Origin of the sequence: Meiothermus sp. (genome assembly GCF_025056915.1) — a bacterium.
Lineage (GTDB): Bacteria > Deinococcota > Deinococci > Deinococcales > Thermaceae > Meiothermus.
Map to the genome: position 1 here is coordinate 1 of NZ_JANWVH010000019.1, position 15,654 is coordinate 15,654.

At 62.6% G+C, this 15,654-nt stretch carries 14 protein-coding genes; 7 read left to right on the top strand and 7 right to left on the bottom strand.

What is annotated here, in order from left to right; genetic code table 11:
• The 3 genes from NZN28_RS04870 to NZN28_RS04880 form a co-directional block, all read left to right on the top strand.
• A partial coding sequence (locus NZN28_RS04870) for a hypothetical protein (protein ID WP_295395695.1) occupies positions 1 to 358 on the top strand: 358 nt, incomplete at its 5' end.
• Positions 286 to 1,212 carry an ABC transporter ATP-binding protein gene (locus NZN28_RS04875; RefSeq protein ID WP_295395697.1) on the top strand — a complete coding sequence of 309 codons (927 nt, stop codon included), beginning with the start codon at positions 286 to 288 and terminating at the stop codon, positions 1,210 to 1,212. The genes NZN28_RS04870 and NZN28_RS04875, both read left to right, overlap by 73 nt.
• A 40-nt stretch (positions 1,213 to 1,252) precedes the next feature.
• Entirely contained in the window at positions 1,253 to 1,957 is a 705-nt protein-coding gene (locus NZN28_RS04880; protein ID WP_295395699.1) for an ABC transporter permease, read from the top strand.
• 490 nt (positions 1,958 to 2,447) lie between these two features.
• Here the strand turns inward: NZN28_RS04880 and NZN28_RS04885 are convergent, their stop codons facing one another.
• Positions 2,448 to 3,329 (bottom strand): GNAT family N-acetyltransferase, encoded by an 882-nt coding sequence (locus NZN28_RS04885; protein WP_295395700.1) that lies wholly within the window; start codon positions 3,327 to 3,329, stop codon positions 2,448 to 2,450.
• Positions 3,329 to 4,291, bottom strand: a complete 963-nt coding sequence (locus NZN28_RS04890; RefSeq protein WP_295395701.1) for a GNAT family N-acetyltransferase — start codon at positions 4,289 to 4,291, stop codon at positions 3,329 to 3,331. The genes NZN28_RS04885 and NZN28_RS04890 overlap by 1 nt, the downstream gene beginning before the upstream one ends.
• A 27-nt stretch (positions 4,292 to 4,318) precedes the next feature.
• On the opposite strand from NZN28_RS04890, the gene NZN28_RS04895 reads away from it, so the two are divergent.
• Positions 4,319 to 4,516 (top strand): hypothetical protein, encoded by a 198-nt coding sequence (locus NZN28_RS04895; protein WP_295395702.1) that lies wholly within the window; start codon positions 4,319 to 4,321, stop codon positions 4,514 to 4,516.
• Here NZN28_RS04895 and NZN28_RS04900 read toward each other — a convergent pair.
• Positions 4,488 to 5,435 (bottom strand): GNAT family N-acetyltransferase, encoded by a 948-nt coding sequence (locus tag NZN28_RS04900; protein ID WP_295395703.1) that lies wholly within the window; start codon positions 5,433 to 5,435, stop codon positions 4,488 to 4,490. The two genes, NZN28_RS04895 and NZN28_RS04900, sit on opposite strands and share 29 nt — an antisense overlap.
• Positions 5,436 to 5,853: 418 nt before the next feature.
• Here NZN28_RS04900 and NZN28_RS04905 point away from each other — a divergent pair, with 418 nt between their 5' ends.
• From NZN28_RS04905 to nrdR, 3 genes are all read left to right on the top strand, one after another.
• The gene (locus NZN28_RS04905) at positions 5,854 to 8,601 is read left to right on the top strand and encodes an HD domain-containing phosphohydrolase (RefSeq protein WP_295395704.1); all 2,748 of its coding nucleotides are present in this window, start codon (positions 5,854 to 5,856) and stop codon (positions 8,599 to 8,601) included.
• A gap of 68 nt (positions 8,602 to 8,669) precedes the next feature.
• Complete coding sequence (locus NZN28_RS04910) at positions 8,670 to 9,389, top strand: SDR family NAD(P)-dependent oxidoreductase (protein ID WP_208014772.1); 720 nt, start codon at positions 8,670 to 8,672, stop codon at positions 9,387 to 9,389.
• A gap of 77 nt (positions 9,390 to 9,466) precedes the next feature.
• Positions 9,467 to 9,991: a transcriptional regulator NrdR gene (gene nrdR, locus NZN28_RS04915; RefSeq protein WP_295395706.1), complete on the top strand. Its 525-nt coding sequence runs from the start codon at positions 9,467 to 9,469 to the stop codon at positions 9,989 to 9,991.
• 206 nt (positions 9,992 to 10,197) lie between these two features.
• Here the strand turns inward: nrdR and NZN28_RS04920 are convergent, their stop codons facing one another.
• The 4 genes from NZN28_RS04920 to NZN28_RS04935 form a co-directional block, all read right to left on the bottom strand.
• Positions 10,198 to 10,473, bottom strand: a complete 276-nt coding sequence (locus tag NZN28_RS04920) for a metal-sensitive transcriptional regulator (protein WP_295395708.1) — start codon at positions 10,471 to 10,473, stop codon at positions 10,198 to 10,200.
• A gap of 78 nt (positions 10,474 to 10,551) precedes the next feature.
• Complete coding sequence (dnaX, locus tag NZN28_RS04925) at positions 10,552 to 12,447, bottom strand: DNA polymerase III subunit gamma/tau (RefSeq protein ID WP_295395710.1); 1,896 nt, start codon at positions 12,445 to 12,447, stop codon at positions 10,552 to 10,554.
• Between the two features lie 232 nt (positions 12,448 to 12,679).
• Positions 12,680 to 13,906, bottom strand: coding sequence for a DNA polymerase (locus tag NZN28_RS04930; protein ID WP_295395712.1), 1,227 nt, complete (start codon positions 13,904 to 13,906; stop codon positions 12,680 to 12,682).
• Between the two features lie 394 nt (positions 13,907 to 14,300).
• Positions 14,301 to 15,557, bottom strand: coding sequence for an S-layer homology domain-containing protein (locus NZN28_RS04935; protein ID WP_295395714.1), 1,257 nt, complete (start codon positions 15,555 to 15,557; stop codon positions 14,301 to 14,303).
• Between the last annotated feature and the right edge of the window lie 97 nt (positions 15,558 to 15,654).

A 15,654-nucleotide genomic window follows, 5' to 3' on the forward strand; every position in this document is an offset into this window, starting at 1 on the left:
AGGCCTCATTTACACTACTGGTGATGTGCGCGGCGTAGATGCGGGTATCTCGATGTGCTTCAACGTATTCAACGGAGATTACGACGGCCCGGTGAATGTGACCCGCGTGTTACCTTGGGAAGTTAACTACGAATTGGTGGCTGAAAATCGTTACCGGATTACTTCGGTTAGGCAGTTCGAAGCCGAAGGCACTTTGGTCGAGGCCCGCTGGAATGGTTTCTTTGTCATTCATGACGGGCCGACGTTGCCCAACTGTGCGGTCAAGTTTGATCAGGAGAGCTTTCAATGGCTGAATCCCACGAAGGACGGCAAGGCGCACTACAAGGAGTCTCTACGTCTCCAGACGATTTCGTTGTAGAGGCTGTTGACCTTCACAAGTCTTACCCCCCCCGTAAGGTTTTACGGGGGGTTACCACATCAATGCGGGCAGGCGAAATAGTTGGACTGTTGGGCCTCAATGGCGCTGGAAAAACTACTTTCGTAAAACTGCTGGCGGGTTTACTTCGGCCAGACAGTGGCCAAATCAGGCTCATGGGTAAACCCATTACCCACGCTGCTGTTAGACAACATGTTGCACTTATGAAGGAGGGTCAACCTAGCCTTTCAGAGTTCATGTCCCCAATGCAATGCCTGCTGTACTACGGCCATCTTTTAGGTATCGAGGACGTGAAGAAAAAAGCTGTGCGAGCCCTGGAGCTGGCATCCTTGACGCACGTAGCAGACACGCCCTTACTCGAGCTGTCTTTCGGGACAAAGCGTAGGACTGGACTGGCTTTGGCTTACCTAAAAGGGGCGCGGCTGCTGCTGCTCGATGAGGCCAGTGCCGGACTCGATGTCAAAAGTGTTGCTACCCTCAGAAGCGTACTCAAGAACTATGCCAGCATGGGCAACACCGTGCTGTTGACCGGGCATGAGATGGGATTCATGGAAGCCGTTTGCGATAGGGTGATTCTCCTGCATGAGGGCACGATTGTCGCAGACGGTAAGCTCCACGAACTGAGCAAAAAATACGCGCTGAAACAACAGGTGGAAGTCTGGTATGAAGGTGAGCCAATTCTAGGCGAAGTGGTAGAAGTACATGACGGACTGGCAAGAGTCAGATTACAAATACACGATCTGGGGTCTCTCGACCCTTACAAAGTGCGATACATCAGGCTCTATCAGTCTGTCCTGGAAAACTTGTTGCAGGAGGTGGGCAGTGTGGAGAGCTGAATGGCTGAGGTTTTGGGCCGAGCTTAAGTTTTATAGACAGATGCTGATCAGCAGCTTACTCAATCAGGTGCTCGTCACAGGAGGTATCTTTTGGGTCATATCGTTGCTGAGCCAGCCCACCATTTCAGGACTCGCGGCGCTGTTTTTTTGGCAATATGTGAGTATTCCTCTTTCGAAAATATCTGCGGACATATGGGAGGAATCTACCAGTGGCGCGTTCGAACAAATGTATTTGCACGCCAATCATCCGGTGTTTGTTCTCATAGTCAGGCTCACAAACTATCTGGCTCAGCAGACCGTCTTTGCGGTTCCGAGCTTTTTTCTAATGGCCTTTCTGTTCGGTTTTACTTTTGATGACTTGGCTCAGTATAACTGGGGGGGGCTACTTCTGACCTTGATTGTCACATTGATTGGGTTCGTGGGGCTGGGTTTGGCTGTCGGTGGAGTTCTATTAATTTATCGAAATGCTATCGGGTACACCAGCGCACTCGAGTACCTTTTGCTGTTCATGGGCGGAACGGTTATACCACTCTCACAGTTACCCAGCTTCCTCCAACCTGTTGCCGTCTGGCTTCCTTTATCGCTGGGGGTGGAAACTCTACGGCGCTTCGAGACTGGTACGGGTTGGGAAAACACCTTCTGGCTCTTAGTCGTACAGTCGGCAGTCATGCTATTGGTGGGGTTTGTGCTGTTTAATGTTTGTCTGAGTCGGGCGCTACAGCGCGGCTTCGCTATGAGCAGGTAGCACAGCAACGCTTGAAACAAATCGAGCCTGTTAGTAAGTCCTGTAAACTTTTGGTATGGATCAACACCAGCGACGGAGCGAAGAACTCGAGATTCTCGAGTCCGTCCGCATCGGCGAAGGACAAATTGCCCACGGCAAGTTTATTGATAGCAAAACCTTGCGAAAACGAATCCCGAGCGCCTGTTTCAAAACAATTCTCACCCCGACATCGAGAACTCCACGTCGCCAAAATACTGACTCCCTGAAATCGAGCGCCGCTGGCGGGTTGAGCTTTCGGCGGTAGCAGAACGCGATGCAAGGTGCGTCTTTAGTTGAAACTAGCACAAGTTTTGGGTATGCAATACAGCTCAGTTGACGTTTGGTGGGGAACCTTTAGGTGCAGCTAGGGTGCTTCCGTTAGGCTGCCCTCAAGCCCCCTCGAGCTGCTTCAAGAATTTACTTCACTTCTTGCTAGCAAATTTGGAGTTTGGCTGCTGGTGAAAACCCAGGCTCACAACGGCTTTCTATACCCCACCCACCGGTTGCACACCTCGAGCCCAGCCGAACGGTAAAAAGCCAGGTTGTCTTCGTAGCAGTAGACCACAGCTTTTCTGGCCCCAAGGCTTTGCAGCCGTCGGAAGCCCTCGGTCAGCACGGCCTTGCCCAGCCCTTTGCGCCGCCAGGCCGTGCGGGTGCCCACCGGCTCGAACTCGCCCACCCCGTTCAGGGGGTCGTACCAAACGATGCAGTACGAGGCGAAGCGGCCCTCGGGCGTTGCTGCCACCAGGTCGAGGTCGGGGCGGTAAACCGGGGCGCGGCGGATGTTTAGGTAGGCCTCCAGGCTGAACCTGGAGGGGTGCCAGACCTCGAGGTGTATGTCCACCTGTTCCTCAAGTTCGTGCGGCTCGGGGGAGCGTACCACCAAGCCCTCGAGCAGGGTGGGGGCAGGAATCTCCTCACTCAAGGGGCGCTCGAGGGCGTACATCAGGTCGTCGTCCTGCCCGAACCCGGCGTCCTGTAAAACCTGGGCGGACTCGAGGTCGCGCTCCGAGATGCTGGTGAGGAGGTTGCCCTCGAGGCCATGCTTGCGGGCTTGCTGCTCGGCGTGGGCCAGCATGGCTGCTAGCAGGTTTCGGCGTGGCTCGGGCTTTAGCCAGGGTGCGGCGGTAAAGTCGAAGCCCAGCTGCTTTTGCAGGACAAACCCGGCGATCTGGCCGCCCTCTTCCCAGATACATATCTCCCGCTCGGGCCGGTACTGGGCACTGTTGAGCGTGCGCCAGACCAGGTCGCCCGGGTGCATGAAGCTGTCGGGCACGGCTGAAAGCTGGTGACACCGGGCTACGAACACACTGAGCGGCTCCAAGTCGGCGGGCTGGTAAGGTCTGGCGAGCATCAGGCTTCCTCGAGCTCCTTCACAAAATCAATCCAGGCGGGCTGCTTCACGAAGCCCAGGGCCTCGTTGATGGAGAGCATGGCGCGGTTGCCCGTCTCGTTGCCGGTGCGAATTTCCCTGGCCCCATAGGCCCTGGCGAAGTGGATGGCCTTGAGCTTGAGGGCCAGGGCCAGGCCCCGGCGGCGGTAGGCCCGGCGGGTGCCGGTAAGGCCGGTGTGCAGGTAGTCGCCGTCGGTCTTCCAGAGGGTGGAGAGGGCCACGTACTGGCCGGTGTTGCTGTCCACCGCCACAAAGTGCCCTTCGGGCAGGTAGTAGCGGCTCCCAAAAACCCATTTGCAGTAATCCTCGAAGCTCACCTCGCTCAAGGCCTCGGGGCGCGGCACATCCTGGCGGGCCTCGAGCCAGAGGTCGTAGAGCTTTTGCTTGTACTCGGGGTCGCTTTCCAAATCCTTCAGGCTCTTGAGGTCGAAACCGGCGGCCTCCACCGCCTCCACTTTGCCGGCAAAGGGGGAAGGGTCGAAGCGCTCTACATCCAGCCGCGACTCCCAGTAGCGCATCTTCTCGGCGAAGCCCAGCTTTTGTAGCCAGGCCAGGGCATGGGGCTGGTCTTCGCGGGTGGTGCTCAGGATGGAGATGGGATTATGGGGCCTCAGGGCCTCGAGGGCCTCGCGGTAGAGCGCCTTTCCGATGCCCTGGCTGCGGAAGTCGGGCCTCACCGTCACCCAGAGCCCAAATTTTTGCGGGTGGTACATGCCTTCGAACTGGGTGTAGTGGGCCAGGCCCACCATCTGCGGCCCCACCAGGGCCACCAGCCGCCCCCAGCGGATCTGCGGGGCGTGCCGGTCGTTCTCGCGCAGGCCAGCTTCGGTGTGGGCTTCGTGGGGCCAGGCCGCGTTCAGCACTTCGGCCAGGGCGGGGTAGTCGGGTTCTTCAAAGGGCCGGATTTTAAGGTCTGCGAACATGAGCACCTCGGGTGCTAAGCTTTAAGCGTGAGCCAGAAGATTCGCCGGAAGCTGGCCGCCATCGTGACCACGGTGGTGTTTGGCTTTATTCTCTTCAAACTGCTCGAGCGTACGTTTGTGCTGATCTGGGTCAACACCCCCTGGTGGGGGGCTTTGCTGATGCTGGTGGTTCTTTTTCTGCTCATTGATTACCTGATCAGCCGGGCCTTTGGGGTACGGGACTGAGGCGGAGCAGCACCGCCGCAGGCTCCTTCACAAAGCCCAGCGCTTCGTTGAGGGCCAGCATGGGGCGGTTGGCCTGATGGTTGGAGGTGCGGATGTAGCGGGCCCCGTAGCCCCGGGCGAACTCGAGGGCCCGCAGCTTGAGCGCTAGGGCAATTCCTTTGCGGCGGTGGCTTTGCAGCACCCCGGTGAGGCCGGTGCGCAGGGTTTGGGGGCGGTTGGATTGGAAGAGCATGCTCACGCCCACCAACTGCTGGTCTGCCAGCGCCAGGAAGTAGCCCTCGGGCAGCAGGTTGGGGTCGTTCAGGGTGCGCGCCTGCCAGACCTCGAAGGGCCACAGGGTAATGGGCTCGGCGCTGGGGACGTCCAGGAGCAGGTCGGTCTCGAGCGCGTACAGGGCTTGCTGGAAGCCCTCTTCCTGCCAGGGCAACTCGCTCAGGGGCCGCAGGGCAATCCCCGGAGGAAGGGGACGGATGAAGGGGGCGGGGTCGAAGGCCGCCAGATCCAGCTCCGACTCCCAGCGGCGCTCCACCTCGGTAAAGCCCCTGGCCACCCAGAAGCGGTACTCCGGCCAGTCCTCCCGCACCTGTGCCCAAAGCTCGCGGGGTGTATGGGGGGCCAGCCGCTCCAGCAGGAAGGCCCAGAGCGTGTCCTGGAGGGACTGGGCCTCGGGGCACAGGTGGTAACGCACCTCGAGCGCCCCCGGCCTGGGGTCGTAGTAGGGGGTGGAGAACTCCAGCACCCCCACCACCCCTCCGGCCTGTTCGATCAAAAAGCGCTCCAGCACGTCGCCCGGGGCCCGGCTGCGGTCGGTGTGCTGCAACTGGGCCATGTCCAGCGGGGCCTCGGGGTGGGCGGCCCCGCGCACCGTGGCGTAGGCCCGATAGTCGGCCTCGGAAAAACCAAAGGGGCGAATCTGCACAGGCTATCTCCTTTTTGAGCTTATGACATCGGCCAGATCAAAGCGAGCCGGGGGCTTTTGGATGGCCCCCGGCTTGGGTATTCGCTGGCGCTTATGGCACGGACGTCACCGCAGGACGGCAGACCAACGATGCGACTCCAGGGGCATGTAGAGAAGGGGCGATCGTCATGGGTTCACCTCCTTGGCGATGCTCGTTCAACTTCTGGGAGTGTAGCACGTGGCACCCAGGCCCCGCAAGCCGGATTTCGCTGGCTCCTCCCCTGGGGTTTAGGGGTCACAGAAGCCCGTTTCGGACGATGAATGTTTTCGGTATTGCTCGAAGGGGGTGGGGTTCGGCCTTTTTTGCGTAACGCTTTTCCCACAAAAATGGTGCAAATTTCCGCTCGGATGAACCAAATATCGCTAACCTTTACTTGTTGTGGAAACGGTTGAAGCCGTCATCTCAATTCTGCTTACAGCCCTGCTGATGGCAGCCCATAGTGGTCGGGAGCGCTGGGGGCTTACACCGTTCAACATGCTGGCCTCAGCCGTTGGCCTCATGGCCCTGCTGAGCTCTTTTTTTGTGGACGAGCTGGGGCTTTATTTTGGCCTGTTGTTCACCTTGCAGGTGGGGCTTTTGCTGCTTGTTGCACTCGGAGATGAAAAGCGCTGGCAAAGCACCCTGGCGGGCTTACTGCTGATTAGCGGGCTGGCCTTCGGTTTGCACAACCTATTACACTTGCTACACCTGCCGCTGGTGCAGGTGGCCAAGAGCACCGGCATCGTGAACCTTCGTATAGGGGCGCAGGCGCTGGCTTTGCTGCTTGGGGGAATGGCGGCCTGGTGGCTTTATCCCCGGTTGGCCGTGCGAAACCGCATTCAAGCGCTGGTGGCAGTGCTGGCGGTTTTGAGCCTGCTCAACACAGGACTCCTGTTTCTGCTGGCCCGCGAGGGGCTGCTCGAGCTGGTCGCCAGCTTCCTGTTGCAAGCGCTTCTGACCGGGCCTTTGCTGGGGCTGTACCTCGAGTGGTCGCGCCGCCAAATGCAAACCAAACCCATCGAAACCGCCTACACTGCGCTTCTGAATACGGTCGAGGCCCTGGCGCGGGGAACCGAAGAGGAACTCTGGCCCCGCTTGCTGGAATCGGCGGTGCGGGTGGTGCCGGGGGCCCAGGCGGGCAGCATCCGGCTGCGCCAGGGTTCCGATTTTGTCTTTGTGGCCCAGCAGGGCTTCGGCGAAGGCATCCTTGGCGTGAGAAGCAGCGAGCTGGAAACCATGACCTGGCATGGCAACCCGGCGGCCTGGCGGCAGGGTCAGCCCCGCATTGCCAACTACGCCGACATTCAGCGCACCCTGGCAGCTCACCAGGAAAACAATCAACTGACCCAAAAACTCGACCAGAGCAGCGGAAATATGGTTGGTCGGATTCGCTCTACCCTCTGTATGCCCATTCTGCTGGGGGGCGAGGTGGTGGCCGAGATCAACCTGGATGCCTTTCGCGATCGGGCCTTTGGTGAGCAGTCGGTGGAAGTGGCCCGCCAGTACGCGTTGCAGGTGACGGTGTTGCTGGCGGCACACCGCCAGCAGGCTGAGCTCGAGGCCCGCATCCACGAGTTTGAGGTAATCGAGGCCCTGAGTGCGGCCTTGCGGGGTCTGAAGGGCACCGGCGAGATTACCAAGCGGCTGGTGCGCGAGACCATTCGCCTGATGAACTCGGAGCACGCCGCGCTGCTGCTGATTGAGCCCGACGGCAAGCACATGCGCTGTTATGCGGCAGCCGGCTTTTTCCTGGAGATCAAGGATCAGCCGGTACCCCAGGGCCAGGGCTTTAGCTGGGCTGCCATCGAGAGCCGGGCGCCCATCTGGAGCCAGCAAGCCCATCTCGACAAACGGGCGTTTGGGCGCTTCAAAACGCCCCGTCCGCCGTTCTCGGAAATCGTCATGCCTCTGTTTAGCTCCAAGGGGCATCCCCTTGGGGTGCTGATTTCCGCTCGCAACGGCGCCGGTACCTTCTTCGAGCGGGATATGCGCTTGATGCAGGTGATCAGCAATATTGCCGCCAACACCCTCGAGCGGGTGCGGGCCAACGAGAACCTCGAGGCCGAGATCGCCGAAAAGACTGCCCTTTTGGAGCTTTCCCAGATGCTGGGCGGCAACGACGCCTCGCTGCTGCCGGTAGCCCTGGAGAAAATCCGTCAGATGGGCCACGCCGACTGTGTGGTGCTGGGGGTGCTCGAGGGCGAGGCTTTCCGGACCCGGGCGGTGGCGGGAGAGGTGCGTCCGGAGGTGGCCAGGTTGCTGGACAAACACCTGCCCCACAACCACCCGGTGTTCCAGGCGGTGGCCCCGGGTCAGCCCTTCCAGTGGGTCAATACGGAACTTCACCCGGAGCTGCGGGCTTTCACGGCGGCAGGCATCCACGGGCTTTACATGATTGGGGTGGTTCACGAAACCGAGCTCCAGGCCGGGATGGCGCTGTACCGCTACCAGCCGAGCCAGGGCTGGAGCGCCTCGGAAAACCGTTTGCTGGAAGGGGCTGCCCAGATTTTGGGAGCCCTGCTCTTGCGGCTCGAGCGCACCCGGCAGCTCGAGGCCGCCTACGACGGGGCCTTGCGGGCCATCGGTCTGGCCCTGGAGGCCCGCGACCGCGAGACCGCCGGCCACACCGACCGGGTGGCCGCCCTGGCCGAGCAGTTGGGACGGGCGCTGGGCCTGAGCGAGACCGAGCTGCGCGATTTGCGCTGGGGGGCCTACCTGCACGATGTGGGCAAGCTCACCATCCCCGATGCCATCCTGCTCAAGCCGGGCAAGCTCACCCCCGAAGAGTTCAGCACCATGAAAACCCACGCCCCTCTGGGCGATAACCTGGTGCGTAACCTGCCCTTTGTGCCGCTCGCGGCCCGCCAGGTGGTGCGCCACCACCATGAGCGCTGGGATGGGCGGGGTTACCCAGACGGCCTGGCAGCCGAACACATTCCCCTCTCGGCCCGCATTTTCGCCATTTGCGACGTGTTCGATGCGCTGTGCTCCGAGCGGCCCTACAAAGCCGCCATGTCGCCGGAAATGGCCGCCCAGGAGCTATGGTGCAGCGTCCAGAGCGGCCATCTGGATCGGCACCTGGTCGAGGTATTTCTCAAAGCCCAGGGACTAGAAAAGGCCATTCTGCTGACCCAGGCTGCCGACTGAGGGGGTTGGGTTACCCAGCGTTCCTTTCCTTACGCTCCACACGGCCTTTTGCGCTATGATGGGGGTCAATGGTCGAATTTTCACGAGATTTGTTGGGTTTGGAGCAGCGCATCGTGATGGTGACCGGGGCCGGGCGGGGCTTTGGCCGTTCGGTGGCCCGTTCCTATGCCCGCAACGGGGCCACGGTCATCACGGTAGACCCCGATGTGGAAATGGCCACCGCGATTGCCTCCGAGGTTGAGCAGCTGGGGGCTACAGCCATTCCCATCCGGGGGGATATGTCGGTGGTGCTCGACGTGATGAACACCTTCGAGAAGATTGAAGAGCTCTTTGGCATGCTCGACGGCATTGTGCACGTAACCAGTGCTGAGAGCAAAACGCCCTTTGTGGAGTTGCTTGAGGGCGAGTGGTACGATCTGCTCAATGCCGATGTGAAATCCAGCCTGTATGTGTTGCAGCAGGGCTTGCGCTACCTGAGCGGGGGGGGCTTCGTGACCCTGGTATTGCCGCCCCTGCAAAGGGAACAACCCCACGTGGCGGCAATTCGCGGGGCGGTGGCCGGCTTGATCGAGGGAGCCACCCGCATCTTTCCCACCAACGTCCGCGTGAATGGGGTCATCCCCAGCCGCGACCCCGTTGGCGAGGAGCACGACCGACCCCTGGTGCGGGTGGCGGTGGCCCTGGGTTCTATGGTTTCGGAGGGGGTGCGGGGACAGCTCCTGGAGGTTTTGCTCCCCGAGCCGCCCCACCAGCCAGAAATCTACGACTTGCTTCGAGAGTTGCCATGAGGAGGGCAGGGGCCATCGGGCATGCAGGGTAGCCGCAACACGCCGTGTTTGGCTCGAGGCTTTGTGCAGCAGCGATTATGAACTGTCCGTTTTGTGGAAGCCCCGACAGCCGCGTGCTGGACTCCCGTCCTTCCGACGAGGGTTCGGTCATTCGTCGTCGCCGGGAATGTCCGGCCTGCAAACGTCGCTTTACCACCTACGAGCGGGCCCAGGTGGAGCCCTTGCTGGTCATCAAGCGTTCGGGGCGCAAGGAGACCTTTGACCCCAACAAGCTATTGCGCGGCCTGAGCCTGGCAGCCCAGAAGCGCCCCATTGACCCCGAGGTCTTACAGGAGTTTGCCTTCGGCTTTGAGGACACGGTCAAGGAGATGGAAATCACCTCCGAGGAGATCGGACTCCGCTCGCTGGCCTTCCTGAAGGAGCTCGACCCGGTGGCCTACATCCGCTTCGCCTCGGTCTACCGCGAGTTTGACAGCCTGGAAAACTTTATCGAGGAAGTGCGCAAGCTGGACCGCAAACCCGGCAAAGGGAAGAAAGCGCCAAAGCAGGAAGAGGAAAACGAACTCAATCTGGCCGACGAGGTCAAGCTGGGAACGGTCTGATACCTCAGGCGCCCAAGCCGCTTTCCAGGGAGCGTGCGTGGGTCTCCACCACCTGCCCGCCAACCCCTGTTCCCTGCCATACCGCGCTGGTTTGCAAAGGGTTCAAGCAAAGATTACGGGGCCGCAGGCTGCCCAGGTCGAGGGTGGACGGCGCACCCAGGAAGTCGGGGTGGCCTTTTTGAAAACGGACCCAGGCGAGCGATGGCTCATCCGGCAAACTTACGCAACATGGCGGCAATTTGGGCGGGTTTTTGGGTGTTGCCTTGAGCGATGTCGGTGGCGCAGAGGGTCAGGAATTCCTGAAGGATCAGGGTGGAGGTGGATTCCATGGCTTTCTTGGTGGCCGTCATCTGGGTGAGCACTTCCTCGCAGGGGCGGCCCTCTTCCACCATTTTCTGCAAGCCCCGCACCTGCCCTTCGATGCGGCGCAGGCGTTTGAGAATGGCATCCAGGGTTTCCCCGTTGAGATCGGTGGTGTTCATAGGTTCTTAGTCTATACCAGCCACCTTTGGGCTGGAGCGCCCAGGCCGCAGAAATGGACCTGGCCTTGGCCATGAGCGCTAGTCTGGTTCTTCCTCCGCATCGGAAGACAAGGCCTCCAGGGCCACCTCGCGCCCGGCTTCCGGGTGAAACTTGCGCAGCCTTCCACCGAATAGCTGGACCAGTTTTTGAAAACGGGGGTCTTCCAGCAAGCTGGCCTCGAGGGCGGGCCTGGCTTCGGCCTCCTCCGATGCCTCATCGGGGAGGGTGGGGTCGAACAGCGAGGCTTCGGGGTTCCAGGGTTCCGGTTCGGGCGGCCCGGCCACCGGGGGGTGTTGCAGCGATGGATGGGGTTCTTCCCAGGGGGGTCCGCGGGGGCCCGCCCGAGGGGGGGCGGCCGGGTTGGGGGGCGCCGCCGGACGGTTTCCCGGGGGCAGCGGTTTTGGGTGCTCCGGGGCCGCAGGGGTTGGCGGGGCAGGTGCCCCGGCGGGCTCTACTTTGCCGGTGGCCTTCGGGGGGGTGGGCTTGTCGGTGGGTGAAAAGGGGCGGGCCGAAGGCTCATCCGCTGGTTTTTTTTTCCCGCCCAGCCGCAGTTCGACCTGCTGGAGGCCCAGCACTTCCCGCACGGCCTGCTGGATGTCCTCGAGGTTTTTCTGCGCTCCCTGGTGGTGGAAGCTGGCCCGCTCGGGAAAGAGCAGCACCACCTTGTCTTCCTCGAACCGGGGCTCGGCCTCGCGCACAAAGGCCCGCACGGTGCTTTTGAGCACCCCCATGACCCGCCGCCACTCCGAGGCCAGGTCGGCCACACCCGGTGCGGAGGCACTGGAGGGCCTGGAAGTCTCCTCCTGGCCCTGGGGCCTGGTTGGAGCCCCCTGTCCTCGGGCCTCGAGCTTTCTGGGCCTAGGGTCGAAGTCGGGGAGGGGGGGGCTGCTCTGGCCGACGGGGGCTGCGTGGAGGGCCTGGTAGGCGCTCAGGAGGGCCAGCTCCAGCGATAGGGCATCGGAGCGCTTGAGGAGGCGCTCGAGGGCTTCGTCCAGGGCGGTCATGGCCGCCACTAAGCGCTCCTCAGGCTGATTCAGATGGGGGCCGAGGCCCAGCCCCATGCGCCCGTACAGGCCGGCCCGCAGGGCCTCCAGCAGCCCCTGGGCCAGGGTGCGCGCCGCAAACCCCTGGGTGTAGAGGTGCTGGGCCTGCTCCAGGGCCTGGCGAATCTGCCCCTTATCCAGGGCCTCGGCCACCGCAAACAGCGCCTCCTGGGGGGGCAGCCCCAGGGCTTCCTCGGTTTGCTGGAGGGTGAGGGGGCCCTCGAGGCTCAAAAGCCGGTCCAACAGGCTCTCGGCATCGCGCATGGCCCCGTCGGCCAGCCGCGCAACAAGTTGCAGGGCCTCTGGCTCGGCCTGCCGGCCCAGACCCGCCAGGATGCGCTGCAGCTTTTCCACAATTTCGCCCTCGGAAAGCCGCCGGAAGCGGAAATGCTGGGTGCGCGAGAGGATGGTGGGCGGCATCCGCTCGGGCTCGGTGGTGGCAAAGATGAAAATGACGTGCGGGGGAGGCTCCTCGAGGGTCTTCAAAAGCGCGTTGAAGGCGCTCTTGGACATCATGTGGGCCTCGTCGAGAATGACCACTTTGTGCTGGCCCAGAATGGGGGCCAGCAGAATCCGCTCGCGCAGGTCGCGCACGTCTTCCACCGAGTTATTCGAGGCGGCGTCAATCTCGAGCACATCGGGGTGCCGCCCCTCCCGCACCAGGCGGCAACCCTCGCAGACCCCACAGGGCCTGGGCTCCTGGCTGCAGTTCACGGCCTGGGCAATCAGGCGGGCGCTGCTGGTCTTGCCCACCCCCCTGGGCCCGGAAAAGAGGTAGGCCTGGGCCAGCCGCCCCGAACGCAGGGCGTTCAGGAGCACTTCCTTGACGTGCTCCTGGCCCACCATCTCGTCAAAGGTGGTGGGTCGGGCCTGGCGGTAAAGGGCGCTCACGGGTTCTAGCTTAAGGCCCCAGGCCCAAAGCGCAAAGCCGGGGCGGCTTCCAAAAATCAGCGTGCCCAAAACCGGGAAATGAAGCCATCGCCACGCCAGTCCTGCAATGGAGATGGTTCAGGTTCGCAGCCAGGGGGCTTTCGGAGACTTCCGGATTGGTTACCCCTCACCACAATGGCTTGCGGAGTGGGCAAAACCAGCCTTTTTACGCACTACAGGCAACCGAGCAAGGCTAGATATCCGGTAAATCCAGGTCGGGAATGCGGTTGAAGGCGATGCGGGTGACGGCGCTTTCCTCGGTGCGGTGCATCCCTGCAAAGTAGAGGGCCTGGGGGCCGTACTTGCCGTTGGCCTTGTCCATAGCCTGGGCCAGTCGCACCAGCTTCTGGTCGGCCTCGAAGAGGGGCCAGCCCAGCTCCTTCTCGGGAATCAGACTGCCCAGGGCAATCCCTACCTTGAAGGGGGTGCCCTCGGGTTTTTGCGCCCAAAGCCGCAGGGCCACGCGCAGCAGGGTCAGGGTGTCCTGGCTGGGCTGGATGCGCATAAAGCCGTCCCATGAATGCTTTGCACTGCCGTCCAGGAAGCGCACGAAGAGGGCTACAGAGCCAGCCCAGTAGCCCTCGTGGCGCAGGCGGGCCGCCGCACGGTGCACCAACCGGCTCAACACGGCGCGGGCGCCGGTTTCGCTTCTGAATATGGGCGGCAGCACGTGCGAATGGCTCAGGCTGCGCCGCCTGGTGGGGGTCTCGGGCAGGTCGGCCCCCCGCAGGCGGTGCCACCAGGCAAAGCCGTGGACCCGGCTGCCCCAGACCTGCGCGAGTTGCAGCATGGAAAGCTGGTAGAGCTGCTCCACCGTGGTCACGCCGTGCCTGAAGAGGCGTTGCTCCATGCCGGGGCCAATGCCGGGCAGGTCGCGCAGGGCCAGCGGGTAGAGCCGGTGGGGCAGGTCGGAGGGTTGCAGCAGGGTCAGGCCGTCGGGTTTGTGCATCTCGGCGGCCACCTTGGCCAGGAACCGATTGGGCCCCAGGCCCACCGAGCAGCGAAGCTCTTGGCCCACGTGCCGGTAGATGGCCTGTTTGACCTGCTCCCCCAGCCGCAAGGCCCTGCCGGGCTCCTGTTCCCGGCCCATCAGCTTGCAGACCAGCTCGTCAATCGAGAGGACAGCCTCGACCGGCAGCACGGTGTCCACCGCCTGCAGAATCTGGTGATGGATGCGAATGTACTCCTTGGGGCGGGCCTCCACGACCTCGAGCCCAGGGCACAGCAGCCGGGCATCGCGTACCAGGGTGCCGGTCTTGATGCCGTAGCGCTTGGCCTCGTAGCTCGCGGCGATGCAGCAGGTGGTCTCGGCCAGCATGGGCACCACCGCCACCGGCCTGCCGCGCAGTTCGGGCCGGAGCTGCTGCTCCACCGAGGCAAAGTACGAGTTCATGTCTAAGAACAGGTAGTGGATGCCCATGTAAACCTCCAGGTTGAGGGGGTTTGACCCGCAGAAGTCCACCCGTTTATGTATATTACATAATACAACGGTCAGGTTTTTGCAACAACAAATAGATTGATGCTCTGAAAGGCCTCCTGGCATCTTGGTTTGAACCCTTTGCAAGCTGGAGCAGTGGGGCAGGGCGCAGGGGCTCTGTATAATCACGCTCCGCTCGTGGATTCTGGAACGTTGCTCGTGCGCCTGAAGTTGGAATCAAACCCGTTTTGCTATCGGACAGAGACTGTGTGGCGAGAACCCACTCGCCAAAACATGGCCCCCGAAGGCTCCGGTTCCAGGAATGAGGCGTGGGGGGCCCCAAACAAAAAGAACCCTCGAGGCGAGGGTTCTTTGGTACGGGAAACGGGGCTTCGAATCAGAAGTTGAACTTCAAGCCGGCCCGTGCGCCCAGGCCAAAGTTGAGACCGGCCTCCAGGCGCGGGTTGGCCTCCACGAAGAAGCCCAGCGGGCCAAAGGCGTTGATATCCAAGCCCACCGCTGCGCTGCCGTAAACCGGGTTGGCCAGGGCCGGCAGGAAGCGGGCCCCCACCCCCACGTAGGGGTTCAGGAACCCGGTGCCGAAGTGGCGGGTCAGGTAGGCTTCGATGCCCAGGGCCTGGGTGCCCAGGTTGTAGTCCAGGCCGGCCCGCAGGCCGAAGCCCAGGAATACCTCGCGCACCCCGACCACGCCGCTGATGGCCAGGTTGTTGGTATTGAAGATGCCGCCCGGAGGCTGGGGAAGAATGCCCAGCGCAGCGCCCGCGCCAAAGTACAGGTTGCGACCGGCGGGAGCGGGGGGCGTGGCCGGCGGTGTGGGCCGTACCTCGGGCTGGGGCTGGGGTTGAGGCGCAGGGGCAGGCCGCTGGGCCTGCTGGCGCAGCTCGTTGACCTGGTTTTGCAGGGTGGTCACCTGGCCGCTGAGGCCGCGTACCTGCTCTTCCAGGGCCGCCACGCGGGCGGCGTCGGGCCGGTTGCGAACCTGCTCTTCCAGGGTGGCGATGCGGCGCTCGAGGGCGACCGCATCCTGCGGAGCAGAGGGCGCTGCCGGGGCCTGGCTCAGGCGCTGCACCTGCTGCTCGAGGGCCGCGATGCGGGCCTGGAGTTCTGCCGGGGTGGGGCCGGCGGGCTGGGCAGGCTGCGTCGGTTGGGGAGCCTGGGCCAGGCGCTGCACCTGCTGCTCGAGGGCCGCCAGGCGCTGCTCGAGGGCTGCCGCCCGCTGGCTGGTCTCGATGGCCCGCTTGACCTCGGCCTCGAGCGCGGCCAGACGCGCAGCCTGATCCTGGTTGGTGCGCTCCAAAGCGGCAAAGCGCTGCCGGAGCTGCTCCAGCTCGGGTGCGACCTCCTGGGCCCCCCGCTCCACGGCCAGGCGGCACTCGGGCCGGGTGGTCTCGAGGCGGTTGGTCTGGTAGAGGCGGAAGAAGATGAGGGCAGCCTGGTAGCGGGTCAGGTTCTGGTTGCCCCTAAAGGTGCCATCCGGGAAACCCTCAATCAGACCGCACTGGACGGCAAACTCCACAGCCTGACGGGCCCAGTGCCCCGCCGGGATGTCCCGAAACTGGGTCTGGGCGTTTGCAAACGCACCCAGGAATAGGGCCACCGCAAAGGTGGTCATGGTGAGCCGGCTTTTTCGCATGAAAACCTCCTTCTTGAACCGAACTTTGTAAAGCCAAGAGGTTCTGGCTCCGTCTCCTACGCTACGCAGCCAGTGTGAGGGCCCAGCTTAGCCAGCC